This window comes from Sulfuricella denitrificans skB26 (genome assembly GCF_000297055.2).
GTDB lineage: Bacteria > Pseudomonadota > Gammaproteobacteria > Burkholderiales > Sulfuricellaceae > Sulfuricella > Sulfuricella denitrificans.
The window spans coordinates 2,217,943-2,243,794 of the sequence record NC_022357.1; the positions used below are offsets into that span (position 1 = coordinate 2,217,943).

Consider the following 25,852-nt stretch of genomic DNA (forward strand, 5'->3'; position numbering starts at 1 on the left):
GGACGCGCTCAGATCCCGAGGCAACTCCGCAGCGTGAGCGAGTGGAACGCGAGCGCGCGGATCTGCCAGGCGAGCCGGCCAACCGCATGTACCGCGGTCAGGATAACAAAGAGAACAGCGATCGGTGACGCTCCAGGTCTGACAACTAGTAGATAACCTATTGATTCCACATGACCTGCATCAAGAAAGCTGTCGCCACCCTTGCCAACACAACGAAAGAAAAGTATTATTGCGCGTTTCGTCTGCCCCGCAGAGTAATATCCAAGGAGTTTCATCAATGGCAAACACCGCACAAGCCAGAAAGCGTGCTAGACAGTCCGACAAGCAACGCGAGCGCAACACCAGCCAGCGTTCCGAGTTCCGCACCGCGGTCAAAAAAGTGATCAAGGCTGTTGAAGCTGGCGACAAGGAAGCTGCCAAGGCGGTTTACCTGGAGTCGGTTAGCGTGATCGACAGCATCGCCGACAAGAAAATCGTGCACAAGAACAAAGCATCACGTCACAAGAGCCGTTTGAACTCAGCCGTCAAAGCGATGGCCTGAGACTCGCCGCAGCAGCAGCTGCCGCGCGCCCGTTTTGCTTGCCCGGCAGCCTTTAGCTAGCCGGGCGTTTGTTTTGGATTGATTGCACCCGATTGCCACCCCTTGAGGTTGGCTTGAAGGGCAAATTTCTCTTGCAAGTATCCGTTGTTTGGCTAAATATAACGCTTTCGAGCGCACCAAATACACGGCGGCTGATGCCGCCGTGTGCATTTATATTTTTAGCTCGGCTATTTGTTCAACTCTAAAAAGCAGCAACAGCTCATCTAAATATGTCACATTTAATGAACACCTATGCCAGATTGCCCGTCGCCTTTACCCGCGGTGAAGGCGTGTGGCTTTGGGACGAACAAGGCAAACGTTATCTGGATGCAGTCGCCGGTGTCGCCGTCAACGGCTTGGGGCATGCTCACCCGAAACTGGCCCAGGCAATCTGCGAGCAGGCGAAGACGCTGATCCACACCTCCAACCTGTACCAGATTCCCAAACAGGAGCAGCTGGGCACGAAGCTGGCGCAATTGGCCGGCATGGACAAAGTATTCCTGTGCAACTCCGGCGCCGAAGCCAACGAAGCCGCGATCAAGCTGGCCCGCCTTTATGGACACAACAAGGGCATCGACAGCCCCGCCATCATCGTGATGGAAAAGAGCTTCCACGGCCGCACCATGGCGACCCTGACCGCCACAGGCAACCGCAAGGTGCAGGCCGGATTCGAGCCGCTGGTAAGCGGCTTCGTGCGCGTACCCTACAACGATATCGCCTCGATCAAGCTGATCGCCGAGCATAACCAGAGCGTCGTCGCCATTCTGGTCGAACCGGTACAGGGCGAAGGCGGCATCCAGATACCGCTGCCCGCCTACCTGCAAGAGCTGCGCCGCATCTGCGACAGCCACGGCTGGCTGTTGATGCTGGACGAGGTACAAACCGGCATCGGCCGCACCGGCTCGATGTTCGCTTTCCAGCAGACCGGTATCATTCCTGATGTCATGGCGCTGGCCAAAGGTCTTGGTTCGGGCGTGCCGATCGGTGCCTGCCTGGCGAAGGGTGCGGCAGCCGAAGTTTTCAAACCCGGCAACCATGGCTCTACCTTCGGCGGCAACCCGCTTGCCTGCGCTGCGGCGCTGGCGACGCTGGAAGCGGTCGAGGAACAGAACCTGTGCCAACAGGCCGCTGAAATCGGCGCGTTCATCCGTGACGGCTTGAGCAATCAATTGGCAGGCACAGCCGGCGTTGTCCAGATACGTGGCGCCGGGCTGATGATCGGCGTCGAACTGGACCGTCCCTGTGGCGATCTGGTCAAGCTGGCGCTGGCTCAAGGCCTGATTATCAACGTTACGGCGGACAGCGTGGTACGTCTGTTGCCGCCGCTGGTCATGAAGCGCGACGAGGCACAGCAAGTGGTGGACATGCTCGCGCCGCTGATCAAGGATTTTCTAGCGCAGAAATAATGCGCCACTGGTGGCATCTATGCAGATCAAACATTTCCTGCAATTCAACGACCTGAACCGCGACGAGTACGAGCACCTGTTCGAACGCACGCGCCGGATCAAGGAACAGTTCAAGGCCTATCAGACCTACCACCCGCTGCATGACCGCACGCTGGTGATGATTTTCGAGAAGGCGAGCACGCGCACCCGGCTGTCGTTCGAAGCCGGCATGCAGCAACTCGGCGGCAGTGCCATCTACCTCAACACCCGCGACTCCCAACTGGGTCGCGGCGAACCGGTGGAAGATGCGGCCCAGGTTATCTCGCGCATGAGCGACATCGTAATGATCCGCACCTTCGAGCAGGAAATCATCGAACGCTTCGCCGCCAATTCGCGCGTGCCAGTGATCAACGGCCTGACCAACGAATACCACCCGTGCCAGATCCTGGCCGACATCTACACCTACATCGAGCAGCGCGGCAGCATCAAGGGCAAGACGGTGGCCTGGATCGGCGACTCCAACAACGTCTGCAACACTTGGCTGCAAGCAGCCGAGGTGCTGGACTTCAACGTCCACGTTTCGACCCCTCCCGGCTATGAAGTCGAGCCGGAGCGCGCCGGACTGTACGGTACCGACCATTACGAAGAATTCCGCGATCCGATGGAAGCCGCGCGCGATGCCGATCTCGTCACCACCGATGTGTGGACCAGCATGGGTTTCGAGGCAGAAAACGAAGAACGTATGCGTGACTTCGCCGACTGGCAAGTGGATGGTGACATGATGCGCGTTGCCAACAAGGACGCCGTGTTCATGCACTGCCTGCCCGCCCATCGCGGCGAAGAAGTTGCCGCCGAAGTGATAGACGGTCCACAAAGCGTAGTGTGGGACGAAGCAGAAAACCGGCTGCATACGCAGAAGGCACTGATGGAATATTTGCTGCTGGGAAAAATCAATTAAGTGAGGAGGCAAGAGTGAGGAGTGAGGAGTAAAACCCTCACGAATTCTCCTTACTCCTCACTCCTCACTCCTCACTGGAGTTTTAAATGAGCAACATCAACAAAGTCGTCCTCGCCTACTCTGGCGGACTGGATACCTCAGTAATCCTGAAGTGGCTGCAAGACACCTACCAATGCGATGTGGTCACCTTCACCGCCGACATCGGCCAGGGTGAAGAACTCGAACCAGCGCGCAACAAGGCGCTACAGTTCGGCATCAAGCCGGAACAAATCTACATCGACGATCTGCGCGAGGAATTCGTCCGCGATTTCGTGTTCCCGATGTTCCGCGCCAACACGGTTTATGAAGGTGAATACCTGCTCGGCACTTCGATTGCCCGTCCGCTGATCGCCAAGCGGCTGATCGAGATTGCGAAGGAAACCGGCGCAGTCGCGATCTCGCATGGCGCCACCGGCAAAGGCAACGACCAGGTGCGCTTCGAGCTTGGCGCCTACGCCCTCAACCCGGAAATCAAGGTCATTGCGCCGTGGCGCGAGTGGGATCTGCTCTCACGCGAGAAGCTGCTGGCTTACGCGGAAAAACATGGCATTCCGGTGGAAATGAAGCACAAGGCGGGCGGCAGCCCCTACAGCATGGACGCCAACCTGCTGCACATCAGTTACGAAGGCCGTCACCTGGAAAACCCCGCTGCCGAGGCCGAGGAAGACATGTGGCGCTGGACAGTATCGCCTGAAAAGGCGCCCGATCAGGCGGAATATCTGGATATCGAATACGCCAATGGCGATCCGGTCGCGCTCAATGGCAAGAAACTGTCGGCCGCTGAAATGCTGGCCGAACTCAACCGCCTCGGCGGCAAGCATGGCATCGGCCGCCTCGACTTGGTAGAAAATCGCTACGTCGGCATGAAATCACGCGGCTGCTATGAGACTCCCGGCGGCACCATCATGCTCAAGGCCCACCGTGCCATCGAATCCATCACCCTGGACCGCGAAGTGGCGCACCTGAAGGATGATTTAATGCCACGCTACGCCAGCATGATCTACAACGGTTACTGGTGGGCACCCGAGCGCCGCGCCCTACAGGTACTGATCGACGACACACAGAAGCACGTCAACGGCTGGGTACGGGTCAAACTTTACAAGGGCAACGTCATCGTAGTCGGCCGTGATTCCAAGACCGACTCGCTGTTCGACTCGAATATTGCCACCTTCGAGGACGATGCCGGCGCCTATAATCAGGCTGATGCGGGCGGCTTCATCAAGCTCAACGCGCTGCGGTTACGCATCGCGGCGAAGTTGCAGAATCGTTAATTATTAGGAATAAGCCATGACCCAGTTCGACAATGTCAGCGTCGTCAAGAAAGCCAACGTCTACTTCGACGGTAAGTGCATTTCCCACACCGTCATGTTCCCTGACGGCAGCAAGAAAACTGTCGGCGTGATTTTTCCAAGCAACCTCACTTTCAATACCGGCCTGCCCGAGCTGATGGAAATCAATGCCGGTGTCTGCAAGGTAAAACTGGCTGGCGAGAAGGACTGGAAAACCTACAAGGCGGGCGAGAGCTTCAGTGTGCCGGGCAACACCAGCTTCGACATCGAAACCGTGGAGTTACTGGATTACGTCTGCCATTTCATCACCGAATCCACCTGCTGCGCGGGTTAAGGGGAGTCAGCCATGCCGACATTCGATATCGTATCCGAAGTAGACAAACAGGATTTACGCAACGCCGTTGACCAGATCAACAAAGTCATCACCGGTCGCTTCGATTTCAAGGGATCGGATTCACGCGTCGATCAGGCGGAGTATGTGCTGACGATCTATGCCGACGACAACTTCAAACTGGAGCAGATCTTCGACATCGTCAACCAGACCTTCGGCAAGCGCAACATCGACGTGAGTTGCCTGGACAAGGGCAAGGTCGATAAAATCAGCGGCGACAAGGTCAAGCAGACCGTTACCGTCAAAACCGGTGTAGAAACCGAACTGGCGAAGAAAATCGTCAAACTGATCAAGGATTCCAAACTCAAGGTCCAGGCCAGCATCCAGGGCGAAGCCGTGCGAGTCACCGGTGCGAAGCGGGATTTATTGCAGGAAACCATCACGCTGGTCAAAAAATCCATCACTGACTTCCCGCTCCAGTTCCAGAATTTCAGAGACTGAAATTTTTCACCGCAGTGGTCGCGGAGGATACTGAGAAAAACCTATTCCCGCCTTGCTGTATTCTGCGACCTCCGCGGTTAGTCTTTTACGGGGGTAACATGGAAAAAGTCCTCGCCCCTCTCGCCCAGGGCTGCGAAGAAGTCGAAGCCGGCTTGCATCGACCCGGGAAATTCTGACGCAACTACCGTCTCAAGCTGGCCCCAGTGGCCGAATCGTGTATACTTGACTAAATTACACTACTATTCAACGGTGCAATATGAGTTACCGAGTTCGCCTCCTGCCCAGCGGTAAAGAGTTCACCACCGAGATAAACGAAACCGTGCTTGAAGCCGCGCTCCGCTCCGGCATCGCACTCAACTACAACTGCAACAATGGTACCTGTGGTGGCTGTGGTGGCAGAATCCTGTCCGGCCAGGTACGCGAAACCCAGCAACACGATTTCCACTTCGCCGACACGCAGAAGGCCCAGGGCCATGTGCTGTTATGCGTCAACGCCGCGCAATCCGACCTGGAAATAGAGGTCAAGGAGGCGGGTGGCATCGAAGATATCCCGCTCCAGCTGATCCCCACCAAAGTTGAGCAGATGGAGCGAATTCAGAACGACACCATGATCCTGCACCTGCGTACGCCGCGTTCGCAGACCTTGCGCTTCCTCGCCGGACAGCACCTCAGCCTCGCCATCGCGGGCATGCCGCCACGCAACAAGTCCATTGGCAGCTGTCCGTGCAACGCCATGCACCTTCAATTTCATATCCGCCGGGTACCGGGCGATCAGTTCTCGGAATACATCTTCACCCACCTGAAAATATCTCAAACGGTGACGATCGAGGGGCCATGGGGCAACTTTTCGCTGGACGAAAGTTCAAAGCGACCCATCATCTTCGTCGCCTACGAAACCGGCTTCGCACCGATCAAAAGCATTATCGAACACGCCATCGCCATGGAACTTGAACAGCCCATGCATCTCTATTGGATGGCGCACCAGCCCGGCAACCACTATCTCAATAACCTTTGCCGCTCCTGGCTCGACGCCCTGGACAACTTCAGTTACACGGCGCTGACGGGAGATGGTTTATCAGGTGTATCCAGCTGGGAAGCATCTCCCGACCCGGAGATAGGCCTGAAAGACATGGAAGCCGTGGGTGCAGCGATCGTCGCCGATCAGCCTGATCTTTCCGGCTTCGACATCTATATTACGGCACCGGAATCAAGCACGGAGGGAATGCTCGAACTGCTATACCGGCACGGCCTGCCGAAAGGGCAACTGCACTTGGACGTCATGAGGCGGTTCTAGCCTAGCACCCGCAAGCTGCCGTTCCTCGTACCCGGCAAAACAAATAATTCCAGCTAGCGCACCAACCCTTCAATCCACTTTGTATAGATTTTTTGCGCTGTCACATTCAGGCTCTTCACACGCTCCGCCAGATTTTCCAGAATCACTGTCTGCTTCTCCACAGCCGGACTGGTAATGGCGGAAGCAATTTCTTCCTCACCCAACGCACACCAGTCACGTACCATCTCTTCGGTCATTTCGATATGGCATTGCATGCCCAGATGCTTGCCCATGGCGAATGCCTGGTTCACGCAATGAGAGTTGCCCAGGATGCCGATAGCGCCGGAAGGAATCGTGAAGGTCTCGCCATGCCAGTGAAAGGCGTCAAAATTTTTCACCTCCCCGAACCAGGACTTGGCAGTGGCATTGTCCGCCACCGCCACCCCACCCCAGCCGATTTCCTTGACTGGATTCCTGCCTACGGCCCCGCCCAGAGCCTTGGCCATCAACTGCCCGCCCAGACAGTGCCCAAGCAGGGGAATATCGGCCTGTGCCGCCTGCCGGATCAGCTCCATGGAATGGGGTATCCACGGCAAGTCGTCATTCACGCTCATCGGCCCGCCCATAAACACCAAACCGCTGAACAACCTGGCGTCTGACGGCAAGGCGTCACCGGCATCAACCCTGAACAGTTGCCAGGGTATGCTGTGGCTATCGAGAAATGTGGCAAAATAGCCTGGCCCTTCGCTGGGCGCATGACGAAAAATCGCAACCGGTTTCATGATCTGCATGATCTAGAGGAGTCCTGATGAATTTAGCATGGCGATATTCTAACCTGCTCGGCCTGTTTATTCTATTCACAAGCAGTGCCCATGCTACCGAAGTCAACGTGGTCGGCCTGTTCAACGGCAAAGCCATGATCAGCATCAATGGCGGCAAACATCGTGTAATGGCTGCTGGCGAAACCTCGCCGGAAGGCGTCAAACTAATCAGCTCCGACTCGACAGCCGCGGTGCTGGAAATCGACGGCAAGCGCCAGAATTTAGGCATGGGCAAAAGCGCCTCGATCCCCTCCGCCGATGGCGGCGGCAACCAGAGTGCAGTCCTGGCCGGTGATTTGAGAGGCCATTTCGTCACCACCGGCAACATCAACGGCACCAGCACGCGCATGATGGTAGACACCGGGGCGTCCATGGTATCGATGAGTAAAGATGAAGCGAAACGGCTCGGGATTTCCTATCTCAACGGCGAACGCGCAGCGGTTTCCACCGCAAACGGTGTGGTTCCGGCCTACCGCGTCACCCTCAACACGGTGAGGGTGGGCAATATCACGCTAAATCAGGTGGACGGCCTGGTGCAGGATAGCGGCATGCCTTTCGTACTACTTGGCATGAGCTTCCTGAAAAGGCTGGAAATTAAGCAGGATGGAACTAACATGACGCTGCTGAAGAAATATTGAGTGGAATCCTGACGCGTCCCTGCCACTACCTGGAATGGTAATTCAACTGTGAAACACTCAATAATGAGTCGAATTCATCGTAGAGCTTCAGTCAGCAAAGTCCGATAATGCCCGACCAGTTCGTGCTCGCTGCCCACCATATTAAAAATGGCAATCAGTCCGTTGCGGCCGGCATCGTCGTGGAAAGTCCGGTCGCGGCGTACGATCTCCAGCAACTGTTCCATCGCACCGGCACAATCATCGCCGATCAGCTTGACCGCGCTCAACTGATAGCGCGCCAGGCTGTTGTACGGTTCCGCAGCGATTTCCCGTTCCAGCGTTTCGATATCCGGCGCATCTTGAGCGATACGAATAAAGCCTGCGTGCGTCAGCAAGGTACTGATTTCGACATCGGCTCGCACCTCTTCCGGCAGTGCTAACAGCAGATCCTCCGCCTGGGCGAAATCGCCCTTGAGCAGAAGCAGCTTGGCAAGGTCGACCGGAATCTGGGCGTTGTAGGGGTCATCCAGAGCGGCCTTGGCCAGCAGGCTGCAGGCATTCTCCAAATTACCCTGCTGGCGAAAAGCGCTCAACACAACTTGGGACGCCCCGCTTGGCCGAGCAACGAACTTGTCGATAGCGCGACGAAATTCAGCATCGGATTCTGCGCCATGGATGGTATGTGCCACCTGCCCCTGCCGAAAAAACTTGACCGTCGGCACGCTGGTGACGCCGTACTCTTCTTTGGCCATCCTGCCGTGCTGATCGGTATCCAGCAGGACCAGCAGAAACTTTCCGGCATATTCATGCGCAAGCTGAACCAGTCTGGGCATCAGCATCATGCATGGCCCTGCTTGGGGCGACCAAAAGTACACCAGTACCGGGCCTTTTCCAGAATTTTCCAGAACCAGGGTGCGGAAGTTGGCGGGGTTCGCGTCAGCTATATAGGGAGATTTCGCCATGCCATTGGATAGAGAGTGAAGAAGATACGAAGGGCGCGGCCCACGCACTAGACAGTGCATGGAGCGCACCCTACTTTTTTGTTCAGCTTGCGGTCTTGTCCCGTTCGATCAACGCATAAGCCGAGTGATTGTGTATGGACTCGAAGTTCTCAGCCTCAACCACATAAGCATCGATACGCTTGTCGGCATTCAGCGCCGCCGCCACATCCCGCACCATATCCTCAACGAACTTGGGATTATCGTAGGCGCGCTCGGTGACAAATTTTTCATCCGGCCGCTTGAGCAGGCCGTAGAGCTCGCATGACGCCTGATCTTCCACCATCCGCACGACATCCTCGATCCACACCATTTCATTGGTACGCACCGCCACGGTGACGTGGGAACGCTGATTATGGGCACCGTAATCGGAAATCTTTTTTGAGCACGGGCACAGGCTGGTGACCGGAATCACCACTTTCATAGTGAGCTGGTACTTACCCTTGACGATCTCGCCGACGAAAGTGACATCATAGTCGAGCAGGCTCTGCACGCCGGAAACCGGGGCCGTCTTGTTAATGAAGTAGGGAAAGCTCATCTCGACGTGGCCGGATTCGGCCTCCAGCCGCTGCACCATCTCGCGCAGCATAGCCTCGAACGATTCCACAGAAATCTCGCGCTCATTGGCGTCGCTGTTCAGAATCTCAACGAAGCGCGACATGTGCGTGCCTTTGAAATTATGCGGCAGATAGACGTTCATGTTGAACATCGCGATAGTGTGCTGCACACCCTCGCTCTTGTCCGCCACCCTGACCGGATGTCGAATGGATTTAATACCCACCTTGTCGATGGCAATCTGGCGGGAATCCGCATAGTTCTGCACATCGGCGATGGCGTCTTTGTCACAGACGGGGGCGTTCACATCGCAAGTCACATCACATTCGCTCATGAATTTATTCCTTGAATTGATTTAGACCAAGTATAACATCTGATAATAGTTGAGTAAACTACTCAGTTACTTGGGTACTGTGTAACCGGCCTTGCACCGCGCGAACAATGCCGTCCTGGTCCAAGCCGCAAGAAGCCAATAATTTGACGGGATCGCCATGTTCGACGAAACGGTCGGGCAGGCCGAGTTGCAGCACCTGCACCGTCACGCCCTTGCTCTCCAGAAACTCAAGCACAGCGCTGCCCGCACCGCCCATCACCGCATTTTCTTCGACCGTGACGAGCAGGTCATGGGTTTGCGCCAGGCGTAGCGTCAACTCCTCGTCCAGCGGCTTGACGAAGCGCATATTGGCGACCGTAGCCTTGAGTTCTTCGGCCGCCGCCAGAGCGGGCGCAAGCATGCTGCCGAAAGCGAGAATGGCGATCTTTTCGCCCTCGCGCCGGACTTCACCCTTGCCTATCGGCAATGCCTGCATTTCCTGCTGAATGGCGACGCCCATGCCGCTGCCGCGCGGATAGCGTACCGCCGACGGACCGTTGTGCATGAATGCCGTGTAGAGCATCTGACGGCATTCGTTCTCATCCGATGGCGCCATCACCAGCAGGTTAGGCACACAACGCAAAAAGGACAGGTCGAAACTACCGGCATGGGTCGGCCCGTCGGCGCCTACCAGACCGGCACGGTCTATCGCCAGCACGATGGGCAGCCCTTGCAGCGCGATGTCATGGATCAACTGGTCGTACGCACGCTGCAGAAAGGTCGAATAGATCGCCACTACCGGCTTCATCCCTTCGCAGGCGATGCCGGCGGCAAAAGTCAGCGCGTGTTGCTCGGCGATGCCGACATCGAAATAACGCTTGGGGTATTCCCGGGCGAAGCGCACCATGCCGGAGCCTTCGCACATTGCCGGGGTAATGCCGACCAGGCGCTTGTCCTGCGCCGCCATGTCGCACAACCAGTCGCCGAATACCTGGGTGTAAGTCAGCTTGCCGCCCGGCTTGGCATCGCTTACCCCGTCCTCGGGGTTGAATTTGGCCACTCCGTGGTAAAGACAGGGATCCTCTTCGGCCAGCTTGTAGCCCTTTCCCTTTTGCGTAGCGATGTGCAGCAACTGCGGCCCCTGGAGATGTTTCAGGTTGCTCAGCGTGGTCACCAGCACGTCAAGGTCATGACCATCGATCGGGCCGATGTAGTTGAAGCCGAACTCCTCGAACAGGGTGCCGGGAATGACCATACCCTTCATGTGCTCTTCGGCGCGCTTGGCCAGTTCCAGAATCGGCGGTACAGCCCCCAGCACCTTCTCGCCTCCCTTGCGCATTGCGGAATAAAAACGCCCCGACATCAGTTTGGCGAGATAGTTGTTGAGCGCGCCGACGTTTTCCGAGATCGACATATCGTTGTCATTCAGCACCACCAGAAGATTGGCATCCATCGCCCCGGCATTGTTGAGCGCCTCGAACGCCATACCCCCGGTCATCGCGCCGTCGCCGATGATCGCCACCGCGCGCCGATCGCTGCCCTCCGCCTGAGCCGCAACCGCCATGCCGAGTGCGGCGCTTATCGAGGTGCTGGAATGGCCGGCACCGAAAGCGTCGTATTCGCTCTCGGCGCGCTTGGGAAAACCGGCGATACCGCCTAGCTGGCGCAAGGTGGCCATGGCCTCTCGCCGCCCGGTCAAAATCTTGTGCGTATAAGTCTGGTGGCCGACATCCCACACCAGCCGGTCGTCCGGCGTGTTGAACACGTAATGCAGGGCGATGGTCAGTTCCACCGCACCCAGATTGGAGGCCAGATGGCCACCGGACTTGCTCACGCTTTCGATCAGAAAGGTGCGCAACTCCTCGGCGAGTTGAGGCAGTTGCCTGCGCTCGAGGGCGCGCAACTCTGCGGGGTCGTTGATGGCTTCAAGAAGGGAGTACTTACCTGGCACAAAAATCCTTCAACCTCGGAGGACGGGGAGGATACGGAAGTGAAAGTTTTCATGGCTTTCCTCTGCGACCTCCGCGTCCTCGGCGGTAAATAACTTAAACCTTGTTCAAAATTGCCGCTTGACGATGAAATCGGCGATCTGGCGTAATCTTTCCGCCCGTGCGCCGAACACTTCAAGCGACTGTAACGCATCCCGGTGCAAATCAGCAGCAAAAGCACGCGCCGCATTCGCACCTAGAATAGAAACGTAGGTCGGTTTGTTAGCTTCGGCATCCTTGCCGGCTGTCTTGCCCAGCGTAGCCGTGTTGGATTCAGCGTCGAGCACGTCGTCCACCACCTGGAAGGCCAGCCCGATACATTTCGCGTAGTGCAGCAAATGCTCCATTTCGCTATTTTCAAGACCCTTGCCACACAACGCGCCCAGTTGCACCGAGGCCCGGATCAGCGCTCCGGTCTTGTGGATGTGCATGAATTCCAGCTCCGGCAGGGATAGCGTCTTGCCGACGCTTTCGCCGTCAATCGCCTGGCCGCCGGCCATGCCGCGCGAACCGGCAGCCACCGCCAGAATCTTCATCATTTCCAGCTGTACTGCGGGAGCGTCTGCCAATGGTCGGTCTGCCAGAACCTGAAACGCCAGGGTTTGCAGACTATCGCCCACCAGCAATGCAGTGGCCTCGTCATATTCGTGGTGACAGGTAGGCTTGCCGCGCCGCAAACTGTCATCGTCCATGCATGGCAGGTCGTCGTGCACCAGAGAATAGGCGTGGATCAGTTCAACCGCAGCCGCAGCCGCATCGACGCACTGCGGACCGGCGCCGACCACCTCACCGGCGGCGAAGGCCAGCAAAGGCCGGATGCGCTTACCGCCTCCAAGCACGACATAACGCATCGCCTGATGCAGGCGCTGCGGAGCAATCGATGACTGGGGCAGCACATCGGACAATACATCTTCCATGCGCTGCTGCTTGGCAACTGCCCATGCCTGAAAATCAATCATTGTCTGCACTGGCTTTATCCGCATCGCTAACGAAATTCTGCAAGCTGCCCGCTTCCAGAATACGCACCTGCTGCTGCGCATCCTGCAACGCCTGCTGACAGAACTGAAGCAGCTCCGCACCGCGCTTATAGGCCGACAGAAGCTGTTCCAGCGGCAACTGGCCCGCTTCCATGGTGGCGACGATATTTTCCAACTCGGCGAGTGCGCTTTCGAAGGTCGGTGATTTTGAAGCTTTGCTCATTACTTGCCGCACTCTAAAAAGAGTTAAAATACCGCATATTGCGGTCTCCGGTCAATCTCCGCGCGGCTTTCAGCCACTACGCACAGACGGAAAGCGGCTCTCTCCTTTAACCTCCAGCCTGAAGGCAAATCCGGGATAAACTACCCCGCCATGCATTGCACAACCACTTCACAACATAATCCATGCCCAAATTCCCACAACTAAAATCCACATGGATGCTCGTAGCCGGCATCCTGTTCGGCTGCATGGGGGTATTCGTCAAAATTGGCTCGGAATTTTTTTCCAGCGCTGAACTGGTGTTCTACCGCTCACTGTTCGGCTTGCTGATCATTACCCTGATCATCAAAATCCGGGGCATGAGCATCGCTACACCTCACTGGAAAGCGCACCTTTGGCGCGGACTGTCCGGCTTCGCCGCGCTGATGCTGTTCTTTTACGCCATCACCCAGCTACCGCTGGCTACTGCGGTAACACTCAATTACACCGCGCCGCTGTTCCTTGCCTTTCTCAGCGTGCTGATCCTGAAAGAGCGCCCGCACCTGCCGCTATTGCTGGCCATCCTGCTCGGATTTTCCGGCGTGGTGCTGCTGCTGCGGCCCACCCTGCACCAGGAACAACTGATTGCAGGACTGATGGGGTTGGCCTCCGGCTTTCTCGCCGCCATCGCCTATCTCAACGTCAAGCAACTGGGACGGCTCGGCGAACCGGAATGGCGGGTTGTATTCTATTTCACCCTGATCTGCACCTTCGGCGGCGGCGTCTGGATGGGAATTCACGCTTTTCACCCCGTTTCACCGCGAAATTTTTTGCTCCTGCTTGGTCTTGGCACTACCGCCACCCTGGCACAGCTCGCCATGACCCGCGCCTATCGCGAGGGCGACACGCTGGTGGTCGGCAGCCTGGCCTACAGTACGGTCATCTTCGCCAGTCTTTGGGGCATCCTGCTGTGGCAGGAAATACTGTCCCTGACCAGTTGGCTGGGGATAGTCCTGATTATCTTGAGCGGTGTTCTCGCCTCCCGCGTAGCACCCCGTCTTCCTGTTACATAGCCGGTTTGCTATAGTGAAAGAACACCACCTCTAGAAGAGTAAACCATGATCACCATCGAACTCCGCAGCCACCTCGTCAACGTCGGCGTGCTGGGCCAGTTCACCCTTGCCGACTTCAAGGAGCTGGAAGACGCCGTTATGTACAAGATCAAGTTCGAGGGTCGGGTCAACCTGCTGATCGATCTGCGCGACATGGCCAGGTTCACCGTGGATGTTGCCTGGGAAGAAATCAAGTTTACCCGCGAACACCGCTTCGACCTGTGGAAAATCGCCGTGGTCACCGATAGCCAATGGATCACCTGGAGTACCTGGCTGACCAGCCTGTTCACACCTGCTGAAACCCGGGTGTTCGACGACTACAACCTGGCCAGCGATTGGGTTGCCAGCGTTTAGTTTGCTCATGGCGCTGCTGGCCGACGCAGTCCTGATCGTCCACTTTCTGTTCGTGCTATTCGTGGTGGGTGGTTTGTTCGCCATCTGGGCCGGCGCCGCACTTGGCTGGAACTGGGTGCGCAACCGCCGCTTCCGCGTCGCACATCTTGCCGCCATCCTCTTTGTAATGGCTGAATCTCTCGTCGGCATGGCCTGCCCGCTGACCATATGGGAAGATTTTCTGCGCAAAACCAGTTCGGGCGGGACCAGCTTCATGCAGCGCTGGGTCGGCCGCCTGACCTTCTATGACCTGCCAGAATGGGCATTCACACTAGCATATGCGCTGTTCGCCCTAGCCGTTCTCGCCACTTTCTGGCTTATCCGCCCACAGCACCATGACCTTAACCTGCGCCAGAATCTTCCACCGAAGAAGCCTACTCCTTGAGTGTGAGGAACATGCCGTTATAATGGCTCGATATCTTCACTCCCAGACCGCCCATGTACCAGAGTTATTTTAACCTCGCCGAAGCGCCGTTCTCCATCGCGCCGGACCCACGTTATCTCTACATGAGTCAGCGTCACCAGGAGGCGCTTGCGCATCTGCTCTATGGCGTGAATGGCGGCGGCGGGTTTGTGTTGCTCACCGGCGAGGTGGGGGCCGGCAAAACCACGGTATGCCGCTGCCTGCTCGAACAGATACCCGAATCCTGCGATGTCGCCTACATATTTAATCCCAAGCTGACGGTAGCAGAGCTACTCTCGACTATCTGCGCCGAATTCGGCATCGCCTTTCCGACCGGCAACACCAGCGTCAAGGTGTTCGTCGACTGCATCAACGCCTACCTGCTTGACGCCCATGCCAGGGGCAGGCACACCGTACTGATCATCGACGAGGCGCAAAACCTCTCTGCCGACGTACTGGAGCAGATGAGACTGCTCACCAACCTGGAAACCAGCCAGCGCAAACTATTGCAGATCATCCTGCTGGGTCAGCCCGAGCTGGCGACAATGCTGGCACAGCCGGAACTGCGGCAGCTTGCACAACGGATTATCGCGCGCTATCACCTGGGGCCGCTGACCAAGCAGGAAGTTGCTGCCTACGTGCGGCATCGCCTTGAAGTTTCGGGCACGCAGCGCCAGCTGTTCCCGGCTGCGCTGATGGGAAAGTTGTACCGCCTGAGCGGCGGCATTCCCCGGATCATCAACGTACTCTGCGACCGGGCACTGCTGGGCGCCTATGTGCAAGGCAAGGAGCGGGTCGATGCTGCAACCCTCACGCAGGCGGCGCGCGAGGTGCTCCACCAGCCGACGACGCAACGCCGCATCATGATGCGCCCCCTCCTGGCAGGTTTGGCTTTGGTGGCCGGCAGCGTGCTGGCAGTGGCGCTATACCAGCCCATTGCGAAAGACGAAGCACAGACGAAAGCTGCGGATCAGGCAAAATCCGAAAGCCAAATCCAGGTCGCCAAGCCGGAAACGGCATTGCCGGTTATCCTGGAATGGCCGGCAGCGGAGCCGCTCTCGCGCAGCAAGGCGTTGGCTTACGCCGCACTGTTCCAGGCATGGGGTGCCGACTATCAGGGGGAGGACGCATGCCGGCAAGCCGAAAGCATGGGTTTGCGTTGTCGAACCACGCGCGGTGGGCTGGATGAACTGCGTCAACTGAACCGGCCTGCAGTTCTGCATATGCGCGACAACCAGGGCCAGGAATTCTATGCAACCTTGACCCAACTTGATGATAAATCCGCCACCTTCACCGTTGGCACCGCAACCAGCTCAGTCGCCCTGAGTGGCTTGGCGACACAATGGTCGGGGCACTACACCATACTGTGGCGGATGCCGCCGGTTGCACGCAAAAATATCCGGCCGGGGGAGCACGGGCCGGATGTGGAATGGCTGAGCAAGCAACTCGCGCAAGTCCATGGCAAGACGACGGAAACCACCACAGACCCGGTATTTGATGAAGCCATGGTGAGTCAGGTCAAACAGTTTCAACTCATTGAGGGACTCACACCTGACGGTGCCGTTGGGCCTCAAACCCTGATGAGCCTGAGCAGTGCGGCGGACCGAACGGCGCCGAAACTTTCCCGCAGGCAAGGGGGAAAATAACATGTCGTATATCCTGGAAGCGCTCAAAAAATCCGACCAACAGCGTCAGCTCGGGGCTACACCCACATTGCCACCCGCACAGGCACCGGTAGCTGCGCCCAAACAACCCGTGTTTTTGTATTACGGCCTGCTTGCCGCGATTCTGCTCGCCGCCGGCATCCTGATCGGCTGGCTGCGGCCGTGGCAGGCGGAACAACCGGCTCCTGAAACTGAAAACTTCGCCGCAAAATCACCCCTATCGACCACACCAAACCGCGCCGGCACTCGTGCCCGAGCCCATGGTCAGACAGATGGTGCAGGAATTACCGGCACCGAATTCAGCACCCACCGTGCAGCCGGCTCCCATGGTTACCACCATGAAACCAGACGCGTCCGCACCCGCCAGAACCGAGACGCACGACACTCCGCCCAGAGACGTTGCCACCCACCCGGCTTCCGGGCCGGAAAAGCCCGCCGACGCTGCACGGGAACAGAAAGTAGTACCCATGGCCGAACTGCCTCTCCCTATCCAGCAGGAGATTCCAGCCATGACGATTCCGCTCCATGCCTATTCGAGCAAACCCAGGGATCGCCTCGTCAGCATCAATGACCGGATGCTGCGGGAAGGCGAATCCCTGACGCCCGGCCTCAGGCTGGAGCAAATCACCAAGGATGGCCTGATTTTCAGCTACAAGGGATATCGTTTCCAGCGCGGTGTTCAGTAGCAACCGATCCACTACCTCATTCGACCGCTGGCCCGGAAGCCAGACGATGCGCCCAGCGCGTCGTCTCCGGCAGGCGGTAACGGGTGACGCAGGCCATCACAAAGTCGAGCGCCGTCGCCAGGCTGATGCGGTGACCAATGGAGATGTAGAGCGGCTTCACGCCGGGTCGGCTGCGCAATATTGCGCCTATGGTTTCGCCGTGATAGCGCAGCGGCACGAATGCACCGCGCCGGTCGGGCGGTTCGACCTGCTCGCCGATCAACCGGGTTTTGGCCACGCCGATGGAAGGAATGCCACTCAGCAAGCCGAGATGGCTGGCGATGCCAAAACGGCGCGGATGAGCAATACCCTGACCGTCGCACAGCAGCAGGTCGGGAATGACGGTCAGCCTCTCCAGCGCACCGATCACCGCAGGCACTTCACGGAAAGACAGCAGCCCCGGCACATAGGGAAAACGGGTAGGAATGCGAAAAATGGCATGTTCTACCAGTTCGAGCGTAGGAAAGGCTAGCACCGCCACCGCAGCGCGAGTGATCCCGCCGCCTTCCTCGAAACCCACGTCCACCCCTGCCACATGGCGCACCGGGCCGAGCCGGTCTTCCCTCTCCACCTCGCCGCGCAGTTGCTGCTGGATGGCAATCGCCTCAGTCGGACTGATATCCCAAGGGTGCCTTTGAACTATTTTCATGATGTTTGCGGTAAAATACGGGCATTCCAAATACCTACAGTACAGGCCGGCTTATGAATCTCTCCACGCTTACCGCATTATCCCCTCTGGATGGGCGCTATCACAACAAGGTGGCCGACCTGCGCGCCTATTTCAGCGAGTTCGCGCTGATCCGCTATCGCGTCAAGGTGGAAATCGAATGGCTCAAGGCGCTCTCGCGCGAGCCCGCCATCGCCGAAGTCCCGACCTTCTCCACTGAAACCTTCGCGCAGCTGGACGCACTGGCAAACAATTTTTCGGAAGTCGATGCCCAGGCGGTCAAGGATATCGAGAAGGTCACCAACCACGACGTCAAGGCGGTCGAATACTGGATGAAAGCTCGGCTGGCCGACAATGCAGAAGTGATGAAGGTGAGTGAATTCATCCATTTCGCCTGCACCTCGGAAGACATCAACAACCTGTCACACGGCCTGATGCTGAAGGATGCGCGCGAAGCGGCGATGCTGCCCGGTCTTGCCAAGGTCGTCGCCCGGCTTATCGAGTTCGCCCATGAACTCGCAAACATGCCGATGCTGGCCCACACCCATGGACAGCCCGCCTCGCCCACCACGGTCGGCAAGGAGCTGGCCAACGTGGCCTACCGCCTGCAGCGCCAGCAAAAGCGCCTGATTGAGGTCGCCATCCTGGGCAAGACCAATGGTGCGGTGGGCAACTACAATGCCCATCTGTCGGCCTATCCCGATTTCGACTGGGAGCGCTTCGCGAAGCATTTTGTCGAAGGACTGGGGCTGGATTTCAACCCCTACACCATCCAGATCGAACCGCACGACTGCATGGCCGAGCTGTTCGATGCCTACGCCCGCACCAACACCATCCTGATCGACCTCGACCGCGACATCTGGGGCTACATTTCGATGGGCTACTTCAAGCAGAAGGTGAAGGCCGGCGAAGTGGGTTCCTCCACCATGCCGCACAAGGTCAATCCGATTGATTTCGAAAACTCGGAAGGCAACCTTGGGCTGGCCAACGCCCTGCTGCGGCACCTCTCCGAAAAGCTGCCGATTTCCCGCTGGCAGCGCGACCTCACGGACTCCACCGTGCTGCGCAACATGGGCGTGGGTCTGGGCTACACTCTACTCGGTTACGATTCCTGCCTGCGCGGCCTCAACAAGCTGGAAGCCAACCCGCAACGCCTGAATGACTACCTGGATCACAACTGGGAAGTACTGGCGGAACCGATCCAGACCGTGATGCGCCGCTACGGCGTGGAGAACCCCTACGAGCAGCTCAAGGAACTCACCCGCGGCAAAGGCGGCATCACCAAGGAAACGCTGCATGCCTTCATCGCCAAACTCGCCATACCGGAGGAAGCGAAACAGCGGCTGCTGCAGATGACTCCGCACAACTACACCGGCATGGCGGCGGAACTGGCGACGAGGATTTAATTCAGATTGTCTAGTTAAGTGCAAATCCTGTGGGTGCGGTTTCAGCCGTACATGCAGGCTAAAGCCTGCCCCACAGCAACCACGAAATCCTCCCCAGGCAATCCCGGTTTAATCCTTCGTCTGCTCGCCCTCGATGGCGCGATAGAACTCGTCCATCTTCCGTGCCGCCACGTGCTTGTAATACCCCTTCCAGGCGGTTCTGATCAGCCAGGCGGTATAGATGAAGGCGGCGACGAAAGCAAAGGACAGTCCCCAACCCAGCCCGGTTCGGAGCGACAGCGTGAGCATCTCGCCGCGCGGCGCGTTGAACACGTAGAGACCGAGCAAAGGACCGCCGATCAACGAGATTGCGGCGATTACAGCGATGTGCATGATAATGCGCCGGGTCGGCGGGAGGAAACTACTAACCGTGGCATCGTCGAGCAGGGGTTCCATGGCTATGGGATGCGGTGGCGCAGGTAACCGATAATTCCTGGCAGAATCGACAGGAAAATAATGCCGAATATCACCAGCGTCAGGTTCTGCTTGATGAACGGGATATTGCCGAAGAAGTAGCCGGCCAGTAGCAGCGAGCCGACCCAAGCCACACCACCCACAAGACTGTAAGGCAGGAAATGGCGGTAATCCATGCGACCGATGCCGGCGACGAAGGGAGCAAAAGTGCGAATAATGGGGAAGAAGCGCGCCAGAATGATGGCCTTGCCACCGTGTTTTTCATAAAATCGGTGAGTCTGCTCCAGGTGTTTGGGATTGAGCAGGCGCGAACGCTCCCTGCTGAACACCTTCGGCCCGACATAGCGGCCGATCCAGTAATTGGTGTTGTCGCCCATGAACGAGGCGGCGATCAGCAAACCTGCCAGCACCTGAAGTTCCATCGCACCGGTCGCGGTCAGGGCACCGGCAACAAACAGCAAGGAATCGCCCGGCAGAAAGGGCGTCACCACCAGACCGGTTTCGCAGAAAATAATCAGGAACAGAATCAGGTAAACCCAGGTACCGTAGTCCTGAACCAGTGCAAGCAGGTGTTTATCGAGGTGAAGTACCAGATCGATAAAAGAGGCCAGAAGCTCCATCAGGGCAGCGCTTCCGCCTCTTCGCCTTCCTTCTTCTCCGGCTTGAGGAAATCCTCGCGCGACACGCCCAGCCACATCACGATCGGGCTAGCCACCAGCACCGAGGAGTAGATGCCGAAGACGATGCCGATGGTCAGAGCCAGCGCAAAGTAGTACAGTGCCTCGCCGCCGAAGAACAGCATCGACAGTACCATCAGCTCGGTCATGGTGTGGGTGATGATGGTACGCGACATGGTGCGGGTAATGGCGTTGTCAATCACCTCTGGCACCGAAGCCTTGCGCATCTTGCGGAAGTTTTCGCGCACCCGGTCGAACACCACCACGGATTCGTTGACCGAGTAACCGAGCACGGCCAGGATGCCGGCCAGCACGGTGAGGGAGAATTCCCACTGGAAGAAGGCGAAGAAACCGAGAATGATCACCACGTCGTGCATGTTGGCGATGATCGCCGCCACCGAGAAGCGCCACTCAAAACGCATGGCGAGGTAGGCCATGATGCCGAGGGAGACCACCAGCAGCGCCAGCGCGCCGTTCTCATACAGTTCCTTGCCTACCTGGGGACCAACGAATTCGACGCGCTTCAGCGTGACGGAGTTGTCCGCACCCTGCAATGCATGGAACACCTGATCGGAAAGCTTGGCGGTACTGACATCAGGCTTGAGTGGCAAGCGAATCATGACGTCGCGCGCCGTGCCGAAATTTTGCACCGCCGCATCGTGCATGCCGATTTTGGTCAGGGTATCGCGAATCTTGGGAACATCCGCCTGGTGGCTGTAGCTCACCTCCATTACCGTACCGCCGGTGAAGTCCACACCCAGGTTAAGACCCTTCAGCCCCAGCGCCGCCACCGCCGCGATGAACGTCACCAGCGAGATAAATGTCGTCACCCGCGCATAGCTCATGAACGGGATGTCGCGTTTGATATGAAAAAATTCCAGCATGTTGATTCCTTGAAAATACCCAACTACTTTTTAGTCCCCTCTCCCACTCGTGGGAGAGGGGACAATGGTAAAAGGCGCTTGTTTAGATCGAAACCTTCTCCAGCCTCGCCTTGCGTCCGTAGGTCAGGTTGACCATGCCGCGCGACACCACCACGGCGCTGAACATCGAGGTCAGGATGCCGAGGCACAACACCACCGCAAACCCGCGCACCGGACCGGACCCCAGCCAGAACAACGCCACACCGGCGATCAAAGTGGTGATATTAGAATCAAGAATGGTGGCAAATGCCCGCTCGTAACCAGAATGAATTGCCGCCTGTGGCGATAAACCATTCCTGATTTCCTCACGGATGCGCTCGTTGATCAGTACGTTGGAGTCGATCGCCATACCCACTGTCAGTGCGATACCCGCCATGCCAGGCAGGGTCAGCGTGGCCTGCAGCAACGACAGTATCGCCACCAGCAGCAGCACGTTGACGGCCAGCGCCGTCGTCGAAACCACGCCGAAAAAACGATAGTAGAACATCATGAAGGCGGCGATGGCGACAAAACCATAGATATTGGAATTGAAGCCCTTGGCAATATTTTCCGCACCCATGCTCGGACCGACGGTGCGTTCCTCGATAATCTCCATCGGCGCCGCCAAAGCACCCGCACGCAGCAACAGCGAAACGTCGCTGGCTTCCATGGTGGTCATGCGACCGGAAATCTGCACCCGGCCGCCGCCGATTTCCTCGCGGATCACCGGCGCGGTGATGACTTCGCCCTTGCCTTTTTCAATCAGCAGGATCGCCATACGCTTGCCCACGTTATCGCGGGTCAGCTGCTTGAAGATGCGCGCGCCGCGGCCATCCAGGTTGATATGCACAGCTGGCTCACCACTTTGCCCTTCAAAGCCGGGTTGCGCGTCGCTGATGTAATCACCGGTCAGCACCACGCCCTTCTTCACCAACAACGGCAGGCCCTTGCGCTCGGTGTAAAGCTCGCTGCCGAAGGGAATCTGGCCGCTCTGCACTGCGGCCGTCACATCATGTTCCTCGTCCACCATGCGGATTTCCAGGGTGGCGGTACGACCGAGAATGTCCTTGGCCTTGGCAGTATCCTGCACGCCGGGCAACTGCACTACGACGCGGTCTATACCCTGCTGCTGGATGATCGGCTCAGCCACGCCGAGTTCGTTGATACGATTGCGAAGAGTGGTGATGTTCTGCTGCAAGGCGAATTCCTGGATGCGCTTCTGCGCCCCCAGTTTGAGGGTGGCCACCAGCTTAAATTCGGCGCCCGCATCAACTTCCTTCAACAGCAGATCAGGTGAAGTCTTCTGCAGTTCATCCATTGCCTTCTGGCGTGATTCGGCATCGCGGAACTTGATCTCCACCGCCTGATCCTGCCGGGAGATGCCCGCATAAGCGATTCTTTTCTCGCGCAAACTGGTGCGGATATCGCCGTTATAGCGGTCGAGCGCCTTGGTTATCGCCCCCTTCATGTCCACCTGCAGCAGGAAGTGCACCCCGCCGCGCAAGTCCAGACCGAGGTACATCGGCAGTGCGCCCATGCTGGAAAGCCACTTGGGCGAGCTCGACAGCAGATTCAGCGCCACTACGAAATTCTCTCCGAGATTTGACTGGAGAATATCCTTGGCCTTGATCTGGGTGTCGGCATCGGCAAAGCGCACCTTCACACCGGAAGAATCGAATGCGATACCCTGGAAGGCGAGATTATTTTGCTTCAACACCTCCTCGACCTGCTTCATCAGTCCCTGATCTACCTTGGTCATGCCGCGCAATGGCGAAACCTGGACCGCAGGCGATTCACCGAAGAAATTGGGCAGAGTGTAAATCAGGCCAAACAGCATTGCTGCGGCGATGAGAATATATTTCCACAGGGGATAGCGGTTCATGAGTAAATTCCGTGAGGGGTGATGGGTAAGGGGTGAGGAAAAAAGTCAAAAGCAACACCGTCACCGGTGTTGCCGCTCACTCTTAACTCCTCACTCGCAACTTAAATGTCCTTGATCGTGCCCTTCGGCAGCAGGGTCGTAATCGCCGATTTTTGCACATGAATCACCACATTCGGGGCGACTTCCAGACCGACATAGGCTGCACTAACTTTCGCCACCTTGCCCAGTTCGCCGCCGGAGGTAACCACTTCGTCACCCTTTTGCAACGACTCGATCATGTTCTTCTGTTCCTTGGCGCGCTTCATCTGCGGGCGGATCATCATGAAGTAGAACAGCGCGAAAATCACGATCAGGGGCAGGAACTGCGACAGGCTACCCATCATATCGGCCGGCGCGGCATCGGCGGCATGTGCAAGACTAATCAGCATATTAAGTTCTCCATCATGAAAAAATAACGGAGCATTTTATCACGACCCCGCCACCCGCGCTTGCTTAAACTCGCGCACGAAGTCGGCAAAACGTCCTTCCTCGATGGCACGGCGGATGCCCTGCATCAACTCCTGGTAGTAGTACAGGTTGTGGATGGTGTTCAAGCGTGCGCCGAGGATTTCGCCGATGCGGTGCAGGTGGTGCAGGTAGGCGCGGGTGAAATTGCGGCAGGTATAGCAGCCGCATGCCTCGTCCAGCGGCCTCATGTCCAGCCGGTATTGTGCATTCTTGATCCTGACCGTGCCGAAGCGGGTAAACAGCCAGCCGTTGCGAGCATTGCGCGTCGGCATCACGCAGTCGAACATGTCTACCCCGCGCGACACCGCATCCACGAGGTCCTCCGGCGTGCCCACCCCCATCAGGTAGCGCGGCTTTTCCGCCGGCATCTGCGGCCCAACGTGGTCGAGAATACGCAGCATATCCTCCTTCGGCTCGCCCACCGACAATCCGCCGATGGCATAACCGTCGAAGCCGATATTCACCAACCCGGCCAGAGATTCATCACGCAGACTCTCGTGCATGCCGCCCTGGACAATGCCGAACAGCGCATTGGGATTGCCCTCGTGAGCACGCTTCGAACGCTCCGCCCAACGCAGGGAAAGACGCATCGAATCCCCGGCCTGCTGCAAATCGGCGGGATGAGGCGTGCATTCGTCGAAGATCATCACGATGTCGGAATTCAGCACCTTCTGTATCCGCATCGACTCTTCCGGCGTCAGGAAGCAGCGGTCGCCGTTGACCGGTGACTGAAACTTCACACCCTCTTCCGTGATCTTGCGCAGTTCGCCCAGGCTGAACACCTGAAAACCACCACTATCCGTGAGAATCGGCCCGTCCCAGCCCATGAAGCGGTGTAGCCCGCCATGCGCTTCTATCACCTCCAGACCGGGGCGCAGCCACAGGTGAAAGGTATTACCGAGCACGATATGGGCGCCGATTTCCTTCAGCTCGGCGGGAGACATCGCCTTCACTGTGCCATAGGTGCCCACCGGCATGAAAGCCGGGGTTTCGACTGTGCCATGGGCCAGGGTCAGGGTGCCGCGACGGGCAGGGCCGTCGGTAGCATGCAAATCAAACTTCATTCACTATCCTAGAAACCTCAGTTGGACGGGGTGGAGTGTGCGGTTTTTGGGGTGCAGGGCAAGGCGCAACGACGCGGAATGGTTGTTCCATTCCAAGGAGTTGTAACGCAGCCATGCGCTGCAAAAATTGTGCAATCCGCCCCGTAGCGGATTCACCAACCGGGTGAAACAATGAATCATGAACAAGTTTATTGGAATCACAGTGGTAAATATCCAGTCGAGCGGTCAACTGAGGTTTCTAGGATTATGCCTTTTTTATTTTTGAGCCTTGACCACGCTCATTGCCGCCGCCACCATCGAACCCATCTCCGCCATATTTCCCGGCAGGATCAAGGTGTTGCCTTCCTTGGCGACATTAGCAAAGGCTTCCACATATTTTTCCGCCACCTTGAGGTTGACCGCATTCATCCCGCCGGGAGATTCGATCGCTTGAGCCACCATGCGGATTGCCTGAGCGTTGGCATCGGCCACGGCCTTGATGGCCTCGGCCTGGCCTTGAGCATTGTTGATAGCTGCCTGTTTTTCGCCCTCCGACCGCTGGATGAATGCCTCCCGCTCGCCGGTGGCGATGTTGATCTGCTCCTGCTTACGCCCTTCGGAGGCAGCGATCAGCGCACGCTTTTCACGCTCGGCGGTGATCTGCGCCTGCATGGCATGGAGGATCTCCTTGGGCGGCGTCAAATCCTTGATCTCGTAGCGCAGCACCTTCACGCCCCAACTGGAAGCCGCCTCGTCCAGCGCGGCAACCACGGCACTGTTGATATGTTCGCGTTCCTCGAAAGTCTTGTCGAGCTCCATCTTGCCGATCACCGAGCGTAGCGTGGTCTGTGCGAGCTGGGTAATGGCGACGACGTAATTGCTGGTGCCGTAAGAGGCCAGCTTGGGCTCGGTCACCTGGAAATACAGGATGCCGTCCACCTGCAACTGTGTGTTGTCCCTGGTGATGCATATCTGGCTGGGCACATCGAGCGGGACTTCCTTGAGCATGTGCTTGTAGGCCACGCGATCGATGAACGGCACCACAATATTCAGCCCCGGCGCAAGGGTGGAATGGTATTTGCCAAGACGTTCGACCACTAGCGCGTATTGCTGCGGCACCACCTTGACCGCCTTGATGACAAAAATGACGGCTGCCAGCAGAATGAAAATTGCGATTTCCATGTTATCCCCTAA

At 57.6% G+C, this 25,852-nt stretch carries 28 protein-coding genes; 14 read left to right on the plus strand and 14 right to left on the minus strand.

The window, feature by feature from the left end; all coding sequences use genetic code 11:
- Positions 1–277 precede the first annotated feature (277 nt).
- The 7 genes from rpsT to SCD_RS10830 all read left to right on the plus strand — a co-directional run bounded on the left by rpsT (position 278) and on the right by SCD_RS10830 (position 6,377).
- The gene (gene rpsT, locus SCD_RS10800) at positions 278–541 is read left to right on the plus strand and encodes a 30S ribosomal protein S20 (RefSeq protein ID WP_009205189.1); all 264 of its coding nucleotides are present in this window, start codon (positions 278–280) and stop codon (positions 539–541) included.
- Between the two features lie 269 nt (positions 542–810).
- Positions 811–1,986 carry an aspartate aminotransferase family protein gene (locus tag SCD_RS10805; protein ID WP_009205190.1) on the plus strand — a complete coding sequence of 392 codons (1,176 nt, stop codon included), beginning with the start codon at positions 811–813 and terminating at the stop codon, positions 1,984–1,986.
- Between the two features lie 19 nt (positions 1,987–2,005).
- Positions 2,006–2,923, plus strand: coding sequence for an ornithine carbamoyltransferase (gene argF, locus SCD_RS10810; RefSeq protein ID WP_009205191.1), 918 nt, complete (start codon positions 2,006–2,008; stop codon positions 2,921–2,923).
- Between the two features lie 86 nt (positions 2,924–3,009).
- Positions 3,010–4,233, plus strand: coding sequence for an argininosuccinate synthase (locus SCD_RS10815; RefSeq protein ID WP_009205192.1), 1,224 nt, complete (start codon positions 3,010–3,012; stop codon positions 4,231–4,233).
- A 16-nt stretch (positions 4,234–4,249) separates the two neighbouring features.
- A complete protein-coding gene (gene ppnP, locus SCD_RS10820) occupies positions 4,250–4,585 on the plus strand; it encodes a pyrimidine/purine nucleoside phosphorylase (RefSeq protein WP_009205193.1) in 336 nt (111 codons plus the stop codon).
- 12 nt (positions 4,586–4,597) lie between these two features.
- Positions 4,598–5,083 (plus strand): YajQ family cyclic di-GMP-binding protein, encoded by a 486-nt coding sequence (locus SCD_RS10825; RefSeq protein ID WP_009205194.1) that lies wholly within the window; start codon positions 4,598–4,600, stop codon positions 5,081–5,083.
- 256 nt (positions 5,084–5,339) lie between these two features.
- Entirely contained in the window at positions 5,340–6,377 is a 1,038-nt protein-coding gene (locus tag SCD_RS10830; protein ID WP_009205195.1) for an FAD-binding oxidoreductase, read from the plus strand.
- Between the two features lie 53 nt (positions 6,378–6,430).
- On the opposite strand, the gene SCD_RS10835 is transcribed toward SCD_RS10830, so the two are convergent.
- Positions 6,431–7,138, minus strand: coding sequence for a type 1 glutamine amidotransferase (locus SCD_RS10835; RefSeq protein WP_023506960.1), 708 nt, complete (start codon positions 7,136–7,138; stop codon positions 6,431–6,433).
- A gap of 26 nt (positions 7,139–7,164) precedes the next feature.
- Between SCD_RS10835 and SCD_RS10840 the strand changes: the two genes are divergently transcribed.
- Positions 7,165–7,815, plus strand: a complete 651-nt coding sequence (locus SCD_RS10840) for a retropepsin-like aspartic protease family protein (protein WP_009205197.1) — start codon at positions 7,165–7,167, stop codon at positions 7,813–7,815.
- A gap of 74 nt (positions 7,816–7,889) precedes the next feature.
- Here the strand turns inward: SCD_RS10840 and SCD_RS10845 are convergent, their stop codons facing one another.
- From SCD_RS10845 to SCD_RS10865, 5 genes are all read right to left on the minus strand, one after another.
- Positions 7,890–8,816 (minus strand): tetratricopeptide repeat protein, encoded by a 927-nt coding sequence (locus SCD_RS10845; RefSeq protein WP_332370303.1) that lies wholly within the window; start codon positions 8,814–8,816, stop codon positions 7,890–7,892.
- Between the two features lie 22 nt (positions 8,817–8,838).
- On the minus strand, positions 8,839–9,681 hold the full coding sequence (gene folE2 / locus SCD_RS10850; RefSeq protein ID WP_009205199.1) for a GTP cyclohydrolase FolE2: 843 nt from the start codon (positions 9,679–9,681) through the stop codon (positions 8,839–8,841).
- A 58-nt stretch (positions 9,682–9,739) separates the two neighbouring features.
- The gene (gene dxs / locus SCD_RS10855; RefSeq protein WP_009205200.1) at positions 9,740–11,611 is read right to left on the minus strand and encodes a 1-deoxy-D-xylulose-5-phosphate synthase; all 1,872 of its coding nucleotides are present in this window, start codon (positions 11,609–11,611) and stop codon (positions 9,740–9,742) included.
- Positions 11,612–11,716: 105 nt separating this feature from the next.
- The gene (locus SCD_RS10860) at positions 11,717–12,607 is read right to left on the minus strand and encodes a polyprenyl synthetase family protein (RefSeq protein ID WP_009205201.1); all 891 of its coding nucleotides are present in this window, start codon (positions 12,605–12,607) and stop codon (positions 11,717–11,719) included.
- A complete protein-coding gene (locus tag SCD_RS10865; protein ID WP_009205202.1) occupies positions 12,600–12,848 on the minus strand; it encodes an exodeoxyribonuclease VII small subunit in 249 nt (82 codons plus the stop codon). The genes SCD_RS10860 and SCD_RS10865 overlap by 8 nt, the downstream gene beginning before the upstream one ends.
- Before the next feature lie 215 nt (positions 12,849–13,063).
- Between SCD_RS10865 and SCD_RS10870 the strand changes: the two genes are divergently transcribed.
- From SCD_RS10870 to SCD_RS15790, 5 genes are all read left to right on the plus strand, one after another.
- Positions 13,064–13,897 (plus strand): DMT family transporter, encoded by an 834-nt coding sequence (locus tag SCD_RS10870; RefSeq protein WP_009205203.1) that lies wholly within the window; start codon positions 13,064–13,066, stop codon positions 13,895–13,897.
- A 45-nt stretch (positions 13,898–13,942) separates the two neighbouring features.
- Positions 13,943–14,290, plus strand: a complete 348-nt coding sequence (locus SCD_RS10875; RefSeq protein WP_009205204.1) for a SpoIIAA family protein — start codon at positions 13,943–13,945, stop codon at positions 14,288–14,290.
- 7 nt (positions 14,291–14,297) lie between these two features.
- The gene (locus SCD_RS10880; protein WP_009205205.1) at positions 14,298–14,714 is read left to right on the plus strand and encodes a DUF2784 domain-containing protein; all 417 of its coding nucleotides are present in this window, start codon (positions 14,298–14,300) and stop codon (positions 14,712–14,714) included.
- 53 nt (positions 14,715–14,767) lie between these two features.
- A complete protein-coding gene (locus tag SCD_RS10885) occupies positions 14,768–16,378 on the plus strand; it encodes an ExeA family protein (protein ID WP_009205206.1) in 1,611 nt (536 codons plus the stop codon).
- A 356-nt stretch (positions 16,379–16,734) separates the two neighbouring features.
- A complete protein-coding gene (locus SCD_RS15790; protein ID WP_161626934.1) occupies positions 16,735–17,082 on the plus strand; it encodes a general secretion pathway protein GspB in 348 nt (115 codons plus the stop codon).
- 16 nt (positions 17,083–17,098) lie between these two features.
- Here the strand turns inward: SCD_RS15790 and nfi are convergent, their stop codons facing one another.
- The gene (gene nfi, locus SCD_RS10895) at positions 17,099–17,770 is read right to left on the minus strand and encodes a deoxyribonuclease V (protein ID WP_009205208.1); all 672 of its coding nucleotides are present in this window, start codon (positions 17,768–17,770) and stop codon (positions 17,099–17,101) included.
- A gap of 53 nt (positions 17,771–17,823) precedes the next feature.
- Here nfi and purB point away from each other — a divergent pair, with 53 nt between their 5' ends.
- Positions 17,824–19,194: an adenylosuccinate lyase gene (purB, locus tag SCD_RS10900; protein ID WP_009205209.1), complete on the plus strand. Its 1,371-nt coding sequence runs from the start codon at positions 17,824–17,826 to the stop codon at positions 19,192–19,194.
- 108 nt (positions 19,195–19,302) lie between these two features.
- Here purB and SCD_RS10905 read toward each other — a convergent pair whose 3' ends face one another.
- From SCD_RS10905 to SCD_RS10935, 7 genes are all read right to left on the minus strand, one after another.
- A complete protein-coding gene (locus tag SCD_RS10905) occupies positions 19,303–19,566 on the minus strand; it encodes a hypothetical protein (protein WP_148290773.1) in 264 nt (87 codons plus the stop codon).
- Between the two features lie 65 nt (positions 19,567–19,631).
- Entirely contained in the window at positions 19,632–20,267 is a 636-nt protein-coding gene (locus tag SCD_RS10910; RefSeq protein WP_009205211.1) for a DedA family protein, read from the minus strand.
- Entirely contained in the window at positions 20,267–21,205 is a 939-nt protein-coding gene (secF, locus tag SCD_RS10915) for a protein translocase subunit SecF (protein ID WP_041674010.1), read from the minus strand. The genes SCD_RS10910 and secF overlap by 1 nt, the downstream gene beginning before the upstream one ends.
- Positions 21,206–21,290: 85 nt before the next feature.
- Complete coding sequence (gene secD / locus SCD_RS10920) at positions 21,291–23,108, minus strand: protein translocase subunit SecD (RefSeq protein ID WP_009205213.1); 1,818 nt, start codon at positions 23,106–23,108, stop codon at positions 21,291–21,293.
- Between the two features lie 101 nt (positions 23,109–23,209).
- Positions 23,210–23,536, minus strand: a complete 327-nt coding sequence (gene yajC, locus SCD_RS10925; protein WP_009205214.1) for a preprotein translocase subunit YajC — start codon at positions 23,534–23,536, stop codon at positions 23,210–23,212.
- A gap of 39 nt (positions 23,537–23,575) precedes the next feature.
- On the minus strand, positions 23,576–24,679 hold the full coding sequence (gene tgt, locus SCD_RS10930) for a tRNA guanosine(34) transglycosylase Tgt (protein WP_009205215.1): 1,104 nt from the start codon (positions 24,677–24,679) through the stop codon (positions 23,576–23,578).
- Positions 24,680–24,934: 255 nt separating this feature from the next.
- Positions 24,935–25,840 carry an SPFH domain-containing protein gene (locus SCD_RS10935; RefSeq protein ID WP_009205216.1) on the minus strand — a complete coding sequence of 302 codons (906 nt, stop codon included), beginning with the start codon at positions 25,838–25,840 and terminating at the stop codon, positions 24,935–24,937.
- Between the last annotated feature and the right edge of the window lie 12 nt (positions 25,841–25,852).